Here is a 15909-nt window from a genome sequence, read left to right as displayed (position 1 = left end):
ACGGAGTCTCGCCGGTGCGTTCAGACTATCGACCGGAAACGGCCAGGTCTCCTGCGCACGTGTGAACGAGTGTCGTGTCATTGACGGGCACTGGGCGGGCGTCCTGTGGATAACTCCGGGGCTGTCGGCGCGGCCCCCTATCGTGGATGCGGTGGTCGAGGGACGACATACGGGGGACGGGCGATGGACGGGACGAGTGTGATGACCGAGGCTGGTGTGATGCCGGCGCCGGACGGCGGGAGCGAGGCGCTGGCCACGCTGCACCGGGTCTTCGGGTACGAGGCCTTCCGCGGCGAGCAGGAAGCGATCGTCGACCATGTGGTGTCCGGCGGTGACGCCGTCGTCCTCATGCCGACCGGTGGCGGCAAGTCCCTCTGCTACCAGATCCCGGCCCTGGTCAGACCCGGTACGGGCGTGGTGATCTCCCCGCTGATCGCGCTGATGCAGGACCAGGTGGACGCGCTGCGGGCGGTCGGTGTGCGCGCCGGGTTCGTGAACTCCACGCAGGACTTCGACGAGCGGCGCGTGGTGGAGGCGGAGTTCCTGGCCGGCGAGCTGGACCTGCTCTATCTGGCCCCGGAGCGGCTGCGCCTGGAGTCCACCCTCGACCTGCTCTCCCGCGGCAAGATCTCGGTCTTCGCGATCGACGAGGCGCACTGCGTGTCGCAGTGGGGCCACGACTTCCGGCCCGACTACCTGGCGCTGTCCCTGCTGGGCGAGCGCTGGCCGGACGTCCCCCGGATCGCGCTCACGGCGACCGCGACGCGCACGACCCACCAGGAGATCATCCAGCGACTGAACATGCCGGCGGCCCGCCACTTCGTCGCGAGCTTCGACCGGCCCAACATCCAGTACCGGATCGTGCCGAAAGCCGACCCAAAGAAGCAGCTGCTGTCGTTCCTGCGAGAGGAGCACGCCGGCGACGCGGGCATCGTGTACTGCCTCTCGCGGAATTCGGTGGAGAAGACCGCGGAGTTCCTCACTCGCAATGGGGTCGAGGCTGTGCCGTACCACGCCGGCCTGGACGCGGGTACGCGCGCCGCGCACCAGTCCCGCTTCCTGCGCGAGGACGGCCTGGTCGTGGTCGCGACCATCGCGTTCGGTATGGGCATCGACAAGCCGGACGTACGGTTCGTGGCCCACCTGGACCTGCCGAAGTCGGTCGAGGGCTACTACCAGGAGACGGGCCGGGCGGGCCGCGACGGACTGCCGTCCACGGCCTGGATGGCGTACGGGCTGAACGACGTCGTGCAGCAGCGCAAGCTGATCCAGTCCGGGGAGGGCGACGAGGGTTCCCCAAGTTCTCGGCTTCGCTCGAACAGGGGAGACCCCAATCGCCGCAGGGCCCAGGCGCACCTGGACGCGATGCTGGCGCTGTGCGAGACGGTCCGCTGCCGCCGTGGCCAGCTACTCGCCTACTTCGGTCAGAAGCCCGAGCCGGGCGCCTGTGGCAACTGCGACACGTGCTTGGTGCCGCCCGACACGTGGGACGGCACGATCGCGGCGCAGAAGGTGCTGTCCACGGTGTGGCGGCTGGACCGGGAGCGGCGGCAGAAGTTCGGCGCCGTGCAGATCGTCGACATCCTGATGGGGCGGCGCACGGCCAAGGTCATCCAGTTCGACCATGATCAGCTGTCCGTGTTCGGTATCGGTGAGGAGCTGACCGAGGGTGAATGGCGGGGTGTTGTCCGGCAGTTGCTCGCTCAGGGGCTGCTCGCTGTCGAGGGCGAGTTCGGGACACTGGTGCTGACGGAGGCGAGCGGGGCGGTGCTGCGGTCGGAGCGCGAGGTGCCGTTGCGCAAGGAGCCGGCGAAGCCCGCCGTCGCGCGGTCCGCGTCCACGAAGGGCGAGCGCGCGTCGAAGGCCGCCGCGGAACTCCCGGCGGAGCTGCATCCGGTCTTCGAGGCCCTGCGTTCCTGGCGCGCGGCCCAGGCGAAGGAACAGGGCGTCCCGGCCTATGTGATCTTTCACGACGCGACGCTCCGGGAGATCGCGACCGCCCGACCCACAACGGTGGCGGAGCTGGGCGCGATCAGCGGGGTGGGCGAGAAGAAGCTGGCGACGTACGGGGAGGGAGTGCTCGCGGTGCTGGCGTCTCTGGACGGGGATTCCTCCCCGGAGGGAGCCGAGGACCCGGAACGGCCCGAACCGGAGGGGGAGCCGGAGGACTGGATATAGGGGAGCCGGGACTGGAGTGCGGCCCAGCCGTGTGGCGTCCGCAGCTACAGCCGCGGGGATCGCTCGTCCAGCGCGTCCCGCACTGCCCCCAGTACCGCCTCCGAATCCGCCCCCATTCCCCGTGCCTCCGCCACGAACCGCTCTGCGAGGGCAGTCAGCTTCGCCGGATCCGGCGTCCTGGCCGGAGCCGGGAGCGGGGCCACCCGGGTCCCCGCCCCCCGACGCGTGCGGATCAGGGACATGGCCTCCAGCTCGCGATACGCCCTGGCCACCGTCCCCGCCGCCAGGCCCAGGTCGGCCGCCAGCTGACGAACCGTCGGCAGGCGCTCACCCTCGGGGAGGCGGCCGGACGTGATCAGGGCGGCCAGTTGGGCGCGGATCTGTTCGTACGGCGGGACCGGGCTCGATGTGTCCACGCGCACCGCGGCACCGGTCATCGGCGTGGCCCCCACGTCTGCGGCGAGATCACCGTGAACAGGCACCACAGGAACGAGATCAGCGCGCTCACCGCGACGGGCCACAGGACCCGACCGAGGACCAGTCCGGTCGCGCCCGCGCAGCCGATGCTCGTCAGCGCGCCGGATGCCGTGGCCGCCGCACCGAGCAGCGGCGCGGCCACCGTCAGGCCCCACGCGGCGACGATCGCCCGTGTGCGCTCCTGGCGCGTTCGTTCGTCGCAGGAGCGCCGGGCGATGCGTGCGAGCGACCAGCCGCAGGCCGCCGTGGACACCGCTACCGAGACCAGCAGCGGCAGCCCGTAGTACAGGCCGGGCCATGGGCCGTACGAGGCCGTGCCGTCGGCCTGGCAGGAGAGCGTCAGCCAGCGGCCCGCACGTCCCTGGTCGTCTGGCGAGGCGACCGCGGCCGCCACCGCCAGCAGCACGACCAGGATTGCCGCCTGGACGAGCAGTAGCCGAGTGAGGCGTGGCGGTAGGCAGTCGCGCACCCGGCGCGGGGCGAGCCCCGCGGTGCGGACCCTGCCCTGGGGCCGGGCCGTCAGCGCGTCACCCACCAGGACTCCGGCTACCGCGCACAGGCCGAAGACCGGGATGGCGTACAGGATGCCGAGGCCTTCACCGCCACCCAGGCCGTACGCCACCAGCTGGCCGGCGATCAGGCCGATGAGCAGGCCGGCCCACCGTGTGGAGCGGTCGACTTTCGATGCCGTTGGGACCGTGTCGAGTTCGAGCATGAGGGACCCCCGATGGAAGAGCCGTGCAGCACGGCTGTACTCACCACTTGTATCAAGCGGTAAGTACAAGATGCGCCCCGTCGGGGATTTGTGTCAAATGATTGATACAACTCAGCTGCTCGGCACCACTCGGCCCGTCACCTCGCCGAGTCCCACCCGGGTCCCGTCCGGCCCCGGTGCCCAGGCGGTCAGCGTCACCACGTCGCCGTCCTCCAGGAAGGTCCGCTTGCCGTCAGGGAGTTCGAGCGGATCCCGTCCGTTCCACGTCAGTTCGAGGAGTGAGCCGCGCTCGTTCTCCGCCGGGCCGCTCACGGTGCCCGAGCCGTACAGGTCGCCGGTCCGCAGCGATGCCCCGTTCACCGTCATGTGCGCCAACTGCTGGGCGGCCGTCCAGTACATCGTCGAGAACGGCGGCTCGGAGACGACATGGCCGTTGATCGCGACGGAGATGCGCAGGTCGTAGCCCGCCGGTTCCTCCTGCGAGTCGTCCAGGTACGGCAGCAGCGGGTGCGTGCGCTCCGGTGGCGCCACCCGAGCGTCCTCCAGCGCGTCCAGCGGGGTGATCCACGCCGAGACGGACGTGGCGAAAGACTTGCCGAGGAACGGCCCGAGCGGGACGTACTCCCAGGCCTGGACGTCCCGTGCCGACCAGTCGTTGAGCAGGCACAGTCCGAACACATGGTCCCGGAACCCGGAAAGTCCCACCGGCCGGCCCGGCCGCGACGGGACTCCCACCACGAACCCCACCTCAGCCTCGATGTCCAGGCGGATGGAGGGACCGAAGACCGGCGCCGGTTCCGTGGGCGCCTTGCGCTGCCCTTGCGGACGTACGACGTCCGTGCCCGACACCACCACCGTGCCCGACCGGCCGTGATAGCCGATCGGCAGGTGCTTCCAGTTGGGGGTCAGGGAGTCCGCCGCGTCCGGGCGGAAGATCTGCCCGACATTGCGGGCGTGGTTCTCGGAGGCGTAGAAGTCGACGTAGTCCGCGACCTCGAAGGGCAGGTGCAGGGTCACCTCGGAGAGCGGGCGCAGAAGGGGCTCGACGGTCTCCCGGTGTGCGGGCACCGTCACCCAGGCCGTCAGCGCCCGGCGCACATCCGACCAGGCGGTGCGGCCCGCGGCCATCAGCGGGCCCAGGGACGGCTGCGCCAGCAGGGAGACGTAGGGGGAGCCGAGCGCCTTCGCCGCGGCGCCCGCGTCGAGCACGTGATCGCCCAGCCGGACGCCCACGGTCCGCTCGTCGGAGTCGGCCGGTGAGAACACGCCGTAGGGGAGGTTGTGCGGGCCGAAGGGATCATCCGCGGGGACATCGAAGGGGGGCATGGGGTGCTGCCTCGCTTTCGTGCACTTCAGGTGTGCCGTGCATGGGTGCGTTCCATGTGGTCGTCCCACACGTTACGGGTGAGTTGCTTGTCTTGGGCAGTGTCTAAAGGGTTCGCAATGTCCGAATAGATCCTTGTCGGAGGGCCCAATTCCGGCTTAGCGCCCCTTTAGGGACACGGACGGGGTGGGTCCGGCCCAATGGGGGGGACACGTCGGGGACCCGTGGCCAGGAGCACCGGCAGCGTGCCGTTCGACGCCGACCGCGAGGTGCCGGGGCTCATAGTGAAGTTCGGCGACTACCCGCTGCACCACGGCGGGGTGGGCGCCCTCCGTGCCCTGGGCCGGCTCGGCATACCGGTGTATGCGATCACAGAGGACCGTTACACCCCGGCCGCTTCCTCTCGCTGTCTGCGGCGCGCTTTCGTGTGGCCGACCAGCGGGACGGAGGAGCCGGAGCGGCTCGTGGAGGGTCTGTTGCGCATCGGGCGCCGCATCGGCTGCCCGACCGTCCTCATCCCCACCGACGAGGAGGCGGCCGTCTTGATCGCCGAGCATCAGGACGTCCTGGGCGGCCCCTTCCTGGAGGTGGACTCCACTGGATCGTGCACGCGTACTTCGACCAGAGCTCGACCCCGCTCGCTCTGTTCACCGGCGTCAAGGTCCGCTCCTGGCCGCCGCACGCAGGCATGACGGCGAACGCGTACGTCGTCGACAACCCGGAACTCGCGGACCTCGCCGCACGATTCATCTAACAGAAACCACCACGGGTTCGGGCGGACAGTACGGGCTCGACCTTCCACCACGAAGTAGGCACACTGCGTCCTGGGCTACCGCGTGGACATCGCCGCGATGGACTTCCTGGGCCACGAACTGCGCACGGAACTGGCAGTGAGCCGGGGCGCGCCGAGGCTCGGCACGGGCTGTGTGTCGTCGTCGCACTGGTTCAACGGCCGTCCAGAAAGCCGCCGTCGGGACCGACACCGCCGACGGCGCGAACTCGGGACGCCCAACCCTCCACCGTAGCGCGTTCATCGGGGTGCGCACGGGATACTTGACGTCGTCCGGTCGCCCGGTGGATCCATCCGTATTCTCTGATCATGGCCGCACCCCTCGCATACGCCCTCATCGCCACTGACCTGGACGGAACGCTGCTGCGCGGTGACGACACGTTCTCCGATCGGTCGAAGGCGGTGCTGGAGCGGGCCGCGGCAGCCGGCGCGCAGCACCTCGTGGTGACGGGACGCCCGGCACCGAGGGTGCGGCCGCTGCTCGACGAACTCGGCAGCCTGGGGCTCGCGGTGTGCGGACAGGGCGCGCAGGTGTACGACGCCCGCGCGGATCGGCTGCTGTTCTCCGTCACCCTGGACCGGGAGTTGGCCGAGACCGCGCTCGGCAAGATCGAGGCCGAGGTCGGGCAGGTGTACGCGGCCGTCGACCAGGACGGGGTGGACGGGCTCACGCTCGTCGAGCCCGGCTACCTGATGCCGCATCCCACCCTGCCCGCGGTGCGCGTCGAACGGCGCGACGACCTGTGGTGCGAGCCGATCAGCAAGGTGCTGCTGCGCCATCACGCCCTGTCCGACGACGAGTTGGCCACGGCGGCCCGCGAGGCGGTCGGTTCCCTTGCCTCGGTCACCATGTCGGGGCCCGGCACCGTCGAGCTTCAGCCGTGCGGTGTCACCAAGGCGACGGGTCTCGCGCTGGCCGCCGAGTACCTGGGCCTGTCGCCGTCGGCGACCATCGCCTTCGGTGACATGCCCAATGACATCCCCATGTTCCAGTGGGCCGCGCATGGCGTAGCCATGGCCAACGCCCATCCCGAACTCAAGGCGGTCGCGGACGAGGTCACAACGTCGAACGAGGACGACGGCATCGCCGTCGTCCTCGAACGACTCTTCGTGGGGCGGTAGGCCCCGGCGGCAGCTCTCGGCCGGGCTGCCTCAGTACGCGCTGTTGACGTTGTCGATCGAGCCGTACCGTGCGGCGGCGTAGTTGCACGCGGCGGTGATGTTCGCCACCGGGTCGTACGGGTCGAACGCCGTGCCCGGCACGTGGTACGTGCGGAACGTCGGGTCGATGACCTGGAGGAGACCCTTGGACGGGATGCCAGCTCGGGCGTTCGAGTCCCAGAGGTTGATGGCCTTCGGGTTGCCCGAGGACTCGCGCATCACGTTGCGGTAGATGCCGTTGTACGTACCGGGAATGCCGTGCTGCGCCATGACCGTCAGCGACTGGCGGATCCAACTGTCGAGGGTCGTGCCCTGGGTCGTCACGGCCACGGTCGGCGTGGCAGCGGGGGCGGCGAAAGCGCTGGTCGCGCCGGCGACCGGGAGGACGAGAACGGCTGCACCGGCGCCGGCGAGGGCGAGGGTGCGGGTGAGGCGGGTGGCCTTGGAGCCGCGGTCCCGACGGCGTGTGGGCAGGGCGAAAGCGGGCATGTCGTATTCCTCTCCTGACGCCTGCGAGGTGAGCTGTCGGGTTCGGGCGGGGAGGTGCCCGGCCATGTCCTCGTCGAAGAGGCCACGGCTTCACCCCGAGCCGTACCGGCGCGGTGTCCGGATCGGCGACTTACCTGGGTCCCCCGCTCCTGCCTTAAAGGGGTCGATGGGTTTTCGAGCGGTGGCAGGATTTGGCGTCCGCTCGGGTGAAGGGAAGGTATGCGGAAGCACATGTCGGAAACAAGGCCAGACATCACGGTCCGATCAAAATGACCTTGACCTGGGGGAATGGGGGGTATGATCCATTTTGTTGAGTAGGACTCAACTTGCCGCCTGCAAATGGGGAGTTGGCGAACGGCCTCGAATGTCCGATTTGGGTGCTGGCGTGACCCATTTCACTCACACCATCTTGATCCCAATTGGTGCGTAGCTCGCATAAATGGGTAATTCGGGCAAAAGGTTCACATTCTGGCAGTTACGAAGTCCTGTGCGCCGCAACCTCCGCCCCGCCGGTCGCCGTACACGGAATCCGTCCGTTCATTCGGTGTGCGCGGAATCCGCCCCTCCGGCACCGGTGGAACGCCGTCTCGCCGCACTTGTCGGCGGCGTGTCGTGCCTGCGCGTCTCCATGGGCAAGAAGGTGTGGTCGTGCGTGAAGGCGTGGCCGTGCCCCGCGTGCCGGGGGAGATGTGGCTCGTCGCGGGGCGCGGTGGAGTCAGTGGAGTGGGTGGCAGGGCGAGGTTTTGGGGCGGCCGGTGCGGATCGCCGGTCGGTGGGCGCCATGCCGGTGCGTACAGACGGGTGCCGCCCTGGGGTGAGGGTGAGGGTGGGTTTCAGTGTGAGCGCGGCATGGGTGGGACGTCGGTGCGTGCGCCCGGCCGGGTGACGGTGGCGGTCGCGTCTCTCGTGACGGCGCCTGTCGGGATCGCCGACACCCACCGAACGGGGGTCGCTTCCGGCTATGAGGGGCGCTTTTCGGCTGTACCGATAAATACCTTTTTGTATCACCTGGTCTTGAATGCGCCGTTCGTGATCCGATACGGCCTGGCCTGGAACAGCGGGCGCTCGTGGTGATCGAAACGTGACCGGATACGCTGACTTGAGTGATGGCGGAGACAGATCGACAAACTCCGTGAGCCAGTCGACAGCCAACGCCATCGACCTAGTGACCATCCTTGACACCGGCCGTGTGATCGTCAGCAGACAGGAGACCCCACGTGAGCGTCGTCGGGCCATTCGGGCTGAGCATGCGGGGCCAGGCTCTCGAAGCCGATGTCCAGGCCGGATTGGCCGCTGTCGAGGAAGGGCTGCTCGACGCCACCAAGAGCGAGGTCCCCTTCATCACGCAGGCCGCACAGCATCTGGTGCGCGCGGGCGGGAAGCGGTTCCGGCCACTGCTCGTGATGCTCGCGGCCCAGTTCGGTGACTCGTACGCGCCCGGTGTCGTGCCCTCGGCCGTGGTCGTGGAGCTGACCCACCTGGCCACGCTGTACCACGACGACGTGATGGACGAGGCCGAGGTGCGGCGCGGGGTGGACAGCGCGAACACCCGCTGGGGCAACTCGGTAGCCGTCCTCACGGGTGACTTCCTGTTCGCCAGGGCGTCGCACATCCTGGCCGACCTCGGCCCCGAGGCGGTCCGCATCCAGGCGGAGGCCTTCGAACGGCTGGTCACGGGCCAGATTCTGGAGACGGCGGGCCCACGGGACGGCCGTGACCCGGTGGAGCACTACCTCGACGTCCTCGGCGGCAAGACGGGTTCGCTGGTGGCGGTGGCATGCCGGTTCGGTGCCATGATGTCGGGCGCCGACGAGACGGTCGTGGATGTGCTGACGCAGTACGGCGAGCGGCTGGGCGTGGCGTTCCAGCTCGCCGACGACGTGCTGGACATCGCCTCGGACTCGCGTGAGTCCGGGAAGACACCCGGGACGGATCTGCGCGAGGGCATCCCGACCCTCCCCGTCCTGCGTCTGCGGGAGCGTGCGAAGCGCCTGGGACTGCCCGAGGACATCGCCCTGTGCGAACTGCTGGACTCGGACCTCACCGACGACGCCCGCCACGCCGAGGCACTCGCCCGCCTCCGTGCCCATCCGGCTCTGGAGCAGGCCCGTCGCGACACGGTCCGCTACGTGGAGGACGCCCGCGCGGCCCTGGGCCCGCTGCGGGAGTGCGACGCGAAGGCGGCCCTGATGCAACTGTGTGACGCGGTGGTGCACCGGGCGGGCTGACGCCGCCCCAGTGGTGTCACTCCTGCCTCCTGTGGCAGGCCTGGTGCACCCGTGGCCGTCACGTCACGCACCTCGGGAACCGTGAGGCAGGTTCGCAGGCCTGGAGCGAGTCCAGGTCCGTGTCCATGAGCAGCGGCGGGCTCCCCGAACTCCATCTGCTCGGACACTCGTTCGGTAACACGCCATGGCCTGCTCGCGGACACCGTCCGGATTTCCGCGCCTGGACGCGGTGGGCGGAGCCGTGTCGACCGGATCCCGCACGTCGGCGCGATCATCGGCGTGCCGTACCGGGCGAACCACGCCTTCGCGCGGAGGTGAGCCGGCGTGTCGCCTGTTCGCCAACCGGCCTCCCTCGACGACCCCTACGGGTCGGGGGAGGAGCCGCCCCGCCATGTCATACCCCAGGATTACGCGGAGTTGAGCCCGCGGTCTGACGCTTCCGTCCGGCCGATTTGGTCAGATGGAAGACACCACCCCACAGGAGTTCGGGTGACAATGGCGGCGCAGGGGTGGACGAGTGCACGGAAGAAGGGCCGCCGCCGACGACGGAGGTAAGGCACACATGGCACCGTACGAATCCGACGACAGCACACCCGCCGGGGAAGCCGAGGACGTACGCGACGGGCGGCGCAGGGCCGCGCGGTACGTCGTTCCGGTCGCGGTGGTGGGGGTGGCCGCGGCGACCATCGGGCTTGCCCCGGCGTTCGCGGGATCCGGCGACCCCGACCTGCCGAAGATCAGTGCGCAGCAGCTCATCGAGAAGATCGCCAAGTCGGACGTCCAGCAGATGTCCGGCACGGTGAAGATCAGCACGGACCTGGGTCTGCCAAACCTCGGCGGGCTGGAGAACAGCCTCGCCTCGGGTGCGCTCTCCCAGGGAGCGAAGGGCAAGGAAGGCTCGGTCGCCGACCCGAAATCCAAGCTGTTCGAACTGGCCTCCGGCACCCACACCGTGCGCGTCGCGGCCGACGGCCAGGACAAGCAGAAGCTCTCGCTCATAGAGAAGGCCGCCGAGTACAGCGTCATCCGCAACGGCAACGACGTGTGGGCGTACGACAGCGCGTCGAACGAGGCGTACCACTCGACCGGCGCGGGTGACCACAGGAGCGGCAAGGCGACACCCGAGGAGGTGCCCGCCACGCCCAAGGACTTCGCTCAGGAGGCCCTGAAGGCCGCCGACAAGACGACCTCGGTCACGGTGGACGGCACGGCCCAGATCGCGGGCCGGGACGCGTACAAGCTGCTCATCCGGCCGAAGCAGTCGGGCACCACGGTCGGCGCGATCAGCATCGGGGTGGACGCGAAGACCGGGACGCCGCTGAAGTTCACGCTGACCCCGGCGTCGGGTGGCGCGGCCGTCGTGGACGTGGGCTACACGGAGATCTCGTTCGCCAAGCCGGCCGCGTCGACGTTCACCTTCACACCGCCCAAGGGCACGAAGGTCACCCAGGGCGATGACCTGAAGGCCGAGCAGCGGAAGGAGCGGCCCAAGGCGATGGAGAAGAAGGCGGCCGAGGGAGGCCGGTCGAAGACCATCGGCCAGGGCTGGAACTCGATCGTCGTGTTCGACTCCGGCAGCAAGGGCGGGGTGCCCTCGGGCCCGTCGTCCGACGGCAGCGCGGTGTCCGGCGTCCTGAACTCGCTCGGCGACCACGTCACCGGCTCGTTCGGCAAGGGCACGGTCTTCTCGACCCGCCTGGTCAACGCCCTGATCACGGACAACGGCAAGGTGTACGCGGGCGCGGTGACCAAGGACGCGCTGGTGAAGGCGGCGAACGCGGGGAAGTAGGCCCCGCGCCGACGGCAGAAGCAGGAGAGCCCATGCAGGAGCGGTCCGCCGCGGAAGCGGAAGCGGGGCCCGACGTGATGGCGAGTGACCGGGATGTCCCGGTCATCGCCACCCGTGCCCTCACCAAGCGCTACCGCGGCGGCCAGCTCGCCGTGGACGGTCTCGACCTGGCCGTCCCGGCGGGCAGCGTCTTCGGTTTCCTCGGGCCGAACGGCTCGGGCAAGACCACCACCATCCGCATGCTGATGGGCCTGATCGAGCCCACCTCCGGCACGGCGCGCGTCCTGGGGCAGCCCATGCCCCGGTCCTCGCGCGCCGTGCTCCCGCACGTCGGCGCCCTGATCGAGGGCCCGGCGCTGTACGGCTTCCTCTCCGGCCGCGACAACCTCCTGCGGTACGACGCCGCCGACCCCACCGCCGACCCGCGCACCCGGCGGACGCGGGTCGCGGCCGCCCTCGACCGGGTCGGGCTCACAGCGGCCGCCGGCAAGAAGGCGAAGGCGTACTCCCTGGGTATGAAGCAGCGCCTCGGTCTCGCGGCCGCACTGCTCCAGACCCGCAGGCTCCTCGTTCTGGACGAGCCGACCAACGGACTCGACCCGCAGGGCATGCGGGAGATCCGCTCCCTGGTGCGGGAGCTGGCGTCGGACGGCACGACCGTCTTCCTCTCCTCCCATCTGCTCGACGAGATCGAGCAGGTCTGCACGCACGCCGCGGTCATGGCCCAGGGGCGGCTGATCACACAGGGCGCGGTGGCGGACCTGGCGGCCGGGGCGCGCGGGCGTCTCGTCGTGACGACCCCGGACGTGGCCGACGCGGCCCGTGTCCTGAAGGAACAGGGCGTGACCGACGTGGTGGTGGAAGAGGGCCGGGTGACGGGTGAACCCCCAGGTCGTGAACTGGCCGATGTGAACGCCGCGTTGGTCAACGCCGAGGTCCGCGTCCGCGGTTTCGGTGTCGAACGTGCCTCGCTCGAGGACGCGTTCGTGGCACTGACGGGAGAGGGTTTCGATGTCGCGGGTTGAGTCGGCCGTCACTGAGCCGGCGCCGGTGTCGCGGAAGCCCAATCCCCTGTGGACGTTGGGGCTGCTGCGCAGCGAGCTGGTGACCACCTTCCGGCGCTGGCGCACGCTCGCGCTGCTGGCCGTGCTGGCCGCTGTGCCGGTCCTCATCGGGATCGCCGTCAAGAGCGAGACGAACGGCGGCTCAGGTGGCGGTGGACACGGCGGCGACGCCGGACCGGCGTTCATCGCACAGGTCACCAACAACGGGCTGTTCCTCGTGTTCACGGCGCTGGCCGCGACGCTCCCGTTCTTCCTGCCGATGGCGATCGGTGTCATCGCGGGCGACGCGATCGCGGGCGAGGCGAACTCCGGGACGCTCCGCTATCTCCTGGTCGCCCCCGCCGGCCGTACTCGCCTGCTGGTCGCCAAATACACGACCACGATGGCCTTCTGCCTCCTCGCCACCCTCGTGGTCGCTCTGTCGGCGCTCGTGGTGGGCGCCCTGCTCTTCCCGCTGGGCGACCTGACGACGATCTCGGGCACGCACATCAGCTTCGCAGAGGGGCTGGGCAGGGCCCTGCTGATCGCACTGGTCGTCGCCGCGTCCCTGGTCGGTGTGGCGGCCCTGGGCCTGTTCATCTCCACCCTCACCAGCAGCGGCATCGCCGCGATGGCGACCACGGTCGGGCTGCTGATCACGGTCCAGATCCTCGACCAGATCCCCCAGCTGCACGCGCTCCAGCCGTACTTCTTCTCGCACTACTGGCTGTCCTTCGCCGACCTCATGCGCGACCCGGTCTACTGGGACGACCTGCTCCACAACCTGGGCCTCCAGGCGCTGTACGCGGCGGTCTTCGGCTCGGCGGCCTGGGCGCGCTTCACGGCGAAGGACATCACCGCGTAGGGCTCACGCCCAGGGCCTTCCGAGGCCCTGGGTCGCCTCCTCCTCGATGCCGAGCAGCAGGGCCATCACCCCCACCAGCGTGGCGCTGCTGACGATCTGCCCGCCCGTGATCAGCGCCCGCACCCTTGGCAGCGGGATCCACTCCAGACGGTCCGACTCGTTGCGCTCGGTCGGGTCGCCGACCCAAGCGGCGTCGTCCGTACGGAAGACGAAGTGCCGGGAGTCGGTGATGCCCGCGGCGGGCTGTGCCCGGACGAGCGGCCGCAGTGAGCCGGCGCGCCAGCCGGTCTCCTCCTCGAGTTCGCGCGCCGCCGCTTCGGCGGGCGCCTCGCCGTCCTCGACGAGCCCCATGGGCAACTCCCAGGCCCAGGTGTCGGTGACGAAGCGGTGGCGCCACATCATCAGGACGCGCTCCTCCTCGTCGACGGCTGCGGTGACGGCGAGGTCCCGCAGCCGGACCACGTGGTAGTCGCAGCGGGTCCCGTCGGGCTGTTCGACGTCCAGGGAACGCAGCCGCACCCAGGGCGTTTCGTAGAGCGGACGCTCCCGGTGGACGGTCCAACGCATGCGTGGCTCCTCGCTTCCTCTCGGCGGTGTTCGTTTCGCCGCAGGTATATCGGGGATGGTGCCGGGCGTCTGGAACGAGTCTGTGACGCCCTGGTGACGTGAAACCGGGAGAGGACCGGAGAGACTCGAAATGTAAGCGTGTGACCGGGATCCCCGGCACAGCAGAGTGAGGGAACAGATGCCTCGACCCAGCCGCGAGAAGAAACCGGAACAGCAGCCTTCGGCGCCCTCGGTCGCCCCGGCGACGGCACCGGGCGACGTCCGGGTCCCCGCGGACGGCCCGGGGACGGTCGCCCCGCCGACGGGTACCTTCGGCCCGCCCCCGGTGGTCACCACGCCCGTCTGGAGGGCGCCGGAGACCGGACCGGACGAGCCGAAGACGCTTCGGCCCGACTCCCTGGCCGTCCCCGACGCGTACGCCGCCCCCGCACGGAAGCCCGCGTCGGCTCCGTGGCCCGTACCGGTCGCCGAGACGGAGGCCAAGGAGCCGCCGGTGCGGGAGTTCGACTCCGTGGCCGAGGCGGTGCTCGCGCCAGGGTCGGGATCCGTATCCCCGGGCGGGCCGGTCGCCGGGCCCCTGGCCCGGATCAGCGAGGCCGTGAGGCAGGGTCGGATCGCTCAGGCCGCGGGGATGGCCGAGCAGGCCGTCGCCGAGACCTCGGGAATTCTCGGCGCCGACCATCCCGACGTACTGCGTCTGCGGGAACTCACCGCCTACATCGCCTACCTGGCCGGTGACGCGCTGCGCTCCTTCCACCTCTCCCTGGACCTGGCCCGGCTCCGCCACCGCCTGCGTGACCCGCGTGGGGCATACGGCAACGTGCAGAGCGCGGCCGCCGCCTGGCGTGCCGTTCGCGATCCGCTCCAGGGCCTGCACCTGGGCCGCGATCTCATCGGCATATGGCGCGAGGTCGCCGCTGCCGAGGGCCCGGCCGCGGACGACCTCGAGCAACTGGAGCGCGCCAGGGCCCGTATGGTCCGCCTTGCCGAACGCGCCCGCGTCGCCGCCGCCGGCCACTCCCACGTCCGCTGACGGGACCGGGTGAGGCCGTCGCCCCGGCCCCGCACCGTCGGCCGGTGACCTCGGCGGCGTCCGTGGTCTACGGCCTGGCGTCCACCGGGTCGGGTCCCGCCGCCACGTCGCCCACCCTGCGCGGCAAGCTCACCGGGTCATCGGCGACGGCGGCGCCCGTGGTGCCGGTGCCGTTCTGGAGCATGCGCGCCGCCCGGCGAGCCGTGCGCAGTGCGTCAGCGGTCAGCAGTGACAGGGCGAGCCAGACCAGCGCGAAGCCCGCCCAGCGCTCGGGTGGCATGGCCTCGTGGAAGTAGACGATGCCCAGCAGGAACTGGAAGACCGGAGCCAGGTACTGAAGCAGACCGAGCGTCGACAGCGGCACCCGGATCGCGGCGGCACCGAAGCAGACGAGGGGCAGCGCGGTGACCACCCCGGTGGCGGCGAGCAGCGTCGCATGGCCGGGGCCCTGGGACGTGAACGTCGACCCGCCGTGCGCCGAGAGCCACAGCAGATACACGAGCGCGGGCAGGAACTGCACGGCGGTCTCCGCGGCCAGCGACTCGATGCCGCCCAGGTTGACCTTCTTCTTCACCAGGCCGTACGTGGCGAAGGAGAAGGCGAGGCAGAGCGAGATCCACGGCGGGCGGCCGTAGCCGACGGTCAGGACGGCCACGGCCGCGAAGCCGACCGCCACCGCCGCCCACTGGACGGGTCGCAGCCGCTCCTTGAGTATCAGCACGCCCATCGCGATGGTGACGAGCGGGTTGATGAAGTATCCGAGCGAGGCCTCCACCACATGGCCGGAGTTCACGGACCAGATGTAGACACCCCAGTTGATGGTGATGACCGCCGCGGCGACCGTGATCAGCGCCAGCTTGCGCGGCTGCCGCAGCAGCTCGCCCGCCCAGGCCCAGCGCCGCATCACCAGCAGCGCGAGGGCGACGAGGACCAGGGACCAGACCATGCGGTGGGCGAGGATCTCCACCGCCCCGGCGGGTTTCAGCAAGGGCCAGAAGAGGGGGACGAGCCCCCACATTCCGTATGCCGCGAAGCCGTTCAGCAGACCTGTCCGCCGCTCACCCTTCGAGTTCCCGGCCACAGGCCCCTCCTTCTCGCGCGCACGGCTGCTTCCGTGCAGCCTCCATGAAGGTAGCGCGAGCGCCCCTGACTGTCATGCCCGTATCGCCATACGGTCATGACACAGCAGGAGTGCGGTTCCGCCCGGCATACGACGAGGCCCGGGCGGCGAGCGCCCGGGCCTCGTGAAG

The 15909-nt window shown here is 70.1% G+C and carries 13 protein-coding genes, 2 pseudogenes and 1 riboswitch; of the genes and pseudogenes, 9 read left to right on the top strand and 6 right to left on the bottom strand.

Annotated features, from left to right (window positions below; translation table 11 throughout):
- The first annotated feature begins 183 nt into the window (after window positions 1-183).
- Entirely contained in the window at window positions 184-2178 is a 1995-nt protein-coding gene (gene recQ, locus ACWDEX_RS11080) for a DNA helicase RecQ (RefSeq protein WP_450462962.1), read from the top strand.
- Between the two features lie 44 nt (window positions 2179-2222).
- Here recQ and ACWDEX_RS11075 read toward each other — a convergent pair whose 3' ends face one another.
- The 3 genes from ACWDEX_RS11075 to fahA form a co-directional block, all read right to left on the bottom strand.
- Window positions 2223-2615, bottom strand: a complete 393-nt coding sequence (locus tag ACWDEX_RS11075; RefSeq protein ID WP_450462961.1) for a GntR family transcriptional regulator — start codon at window positions 2613-2615, stop codon at window positions 2223-2225.
- Window positions 2612-3370 (bottom strand): hypothetical protein, encoded by a 759-nt coding sequence (locus tag ACWDEX_RS11070; protein ID WP_450462960.1) that lies wholly within the window; start codon window positions 3368-3370, stop codon window positions 2612-2614. The genes ACWDEX_RS11075 and ACWDEX_RS11070 overlap by 4 nt, the downstream gene beginning before the upstream one ends.
- Before the next feature lie 111 nt (window positions 3371-3481).
- On the bottom strand, window positions 3482-4696 hold the full coding sequence (fahA, locus tag ACWDEX_RS11065) for a fumarylacetoacetase (protein ID WP_450462959.1): 1215 nt from the start codon (window positions 4694-4696) through the stop codon (window positions 3482-3484).
- A gap of 198 nt (window positions 4697-4894) precedes the next feature.
- Here fahA and ACWDEX_RS11060 point away from each other — a divergent pair.
- The 3 genes and pseudogenes from ACWDEX_RS11060 to ACWDEX_RS11050 form a co-directional block, all read left to right on the top strand.
- Window positions 4895-5445: pseudogene (locus tag ACWDEX_RS11060) on the top strand (hypothetical protein); the annotation flags it as partial.
- A gap of 76 nt (window positions 5446-5521) precedes the next feature.
- Window positions 5522-5653, top strand: a pseudogene (locus ACWDEX_RS11055) (NAD(P)/FAD-dependent oxidoreductase); the annotation flags it as partial.
- A gap of 140 nt (window positions 5654-5793) precedes the next feature.
- Window positions 5794-6606 (top strand): HAD family hydrolase, encoded by an 813-nt coding sequence (locus ACWDEX_RS11050; RefSeq protein WP_450462958.1) that lies wholly within the window; start codon window positions 5794-5796, stop codon window positions 6604-6606.
- 30 nt (window positions 6607-6636) lie between these two features.
- Here ACWDEX_RS11050 and ACWDEX_RS11045 read toward each other — a convergent pair whose 3' ends face one another.
- Window positions 6637-7134: a transglycosylase SLT domain-containing protein gene (locus ACWDEX_RS11045; RefSeq protein WP_450462957.1), complete on the bottom strand. Its 498-nt coding sequence runs from the start codon at window positions 7132-7134 to the stop codon at window positions 6637-6639.
- A gap of 4 nt (window positions 7135-7138) precedes the next feature.
- A riboswitch (cyclic di-AMP (ydaO/yuaA leader) is annotated at window positions 7139-7313 on the bottom strand.
- A gap of 1038 nt (window positions 7314-8351) precedes the next feature.
- Here ACWDEX_RS11045 and ACWDEX_RS11040 point away from each other — a divergent pair.
- From ACWDEX_RS11040 to ACWDEX_RS11025, 4 genes are all read left to right on the top strand, one after another.
- Entirely contained in the window at window positions 8352-9362 is a 1011-nt protein-coding gene (locus tag ACWDEX_RS11040; protein ID WP_450462956.1) for a polyprenyl synthetase family protein, read from the top strand.
- 562 nt (window positions 9363-9924) lie between these two features.
- Entirely contained in the window at window positions 9925-11151 is a 1227-nt protein-coding gene (locus tag ACWDEX_RS11035) for a LolA family protein (RefSeq protein WP_450462955.1), read from the top strand.
- 32 nt (window positions 11152-11183) lie between these two features.
- Window positions 11184-12176 carry an ABC transporter ATP-binding protein gene (locus ACWDEX_RS11030; RefSeq protein ID WP_450462954.1) on the top strand — a complete coding sequence of 331 codons (993 nt, stop codon included), beginning with the start codon at window positions 11184-11186 and terminating at the stop codon, window positions 12174-12176.
- Window positions 12163-13059: an ABC transporter permease gene (locus tag ACWDEX_RS11025; RefSeq protein WP_450462953.1), complete on the top strand. Its 897-nt coding sequence runs from the start codon at window positions 12163-12165 to the stop codon at window positions 13057-13059. Before ACWDEX_RS11030 ends, ACWDEX_RS11025 begins: the two co-directional genes overlap by 14 nt.
- Window positions 13060-13062: 3 nt before the next feature.
- Here the strand turns inward: ACWDEX_RS11025 and ACWDEX_RS11020 are convergent, their stop codons facing one another.
- Window positions 13063-13626: an NUDIX domain-containing protein gene (locus tag ACWDEX_RS11020; RefSeq protein ID WP_450462952.1), complete on the bottom strand. Its 564-nt coding sequence runs from the start codon at window positions 13624-13626 to the stop codon at window positions 13063-13065.
- A gap of 178 nt (window positions 13627-13804) precedes the next feature.
- On the opposite strand from ACWDEX_RS11020, the gene ACWDEX_RS11015 reads away from it, so the two are divergent.
- Complete coding sequence (locus ACWDEX_RS11015; protein WP_450462951.1) at window positions 13805-14659, top strand: hypothetical protein; 855 nt, start codon at window positions 13805-13807, stop codon at window positions 14657-14659.
- A 67-nt stretch (window positions 14660-14726) separates the two neighbouring features.
- On the opposite strand, the gene rarD is transcribed toward ACWDEX_RS11015, so the two are convergent.
- Entirely contained in the window at window positions 14727-15740 is a 1014-nt protein-coding gene (gene rarD, locus ACWDEX_RS11010; protein ID WP_450462950.1) for an EamA family transporter RarD, read from the bottom strand.
- Between the last annotated feature and the right edge of the window lie 169 nt (window positions 15741-15909).

It is taken from the genome of Streptomyces sp. NPDC001020, from assembly GCF_053599115.1.
Note: the sequence above shows the minus strand (reverse complement) of the source record. Positions and strands in the feature narration are given on the sequence as shown.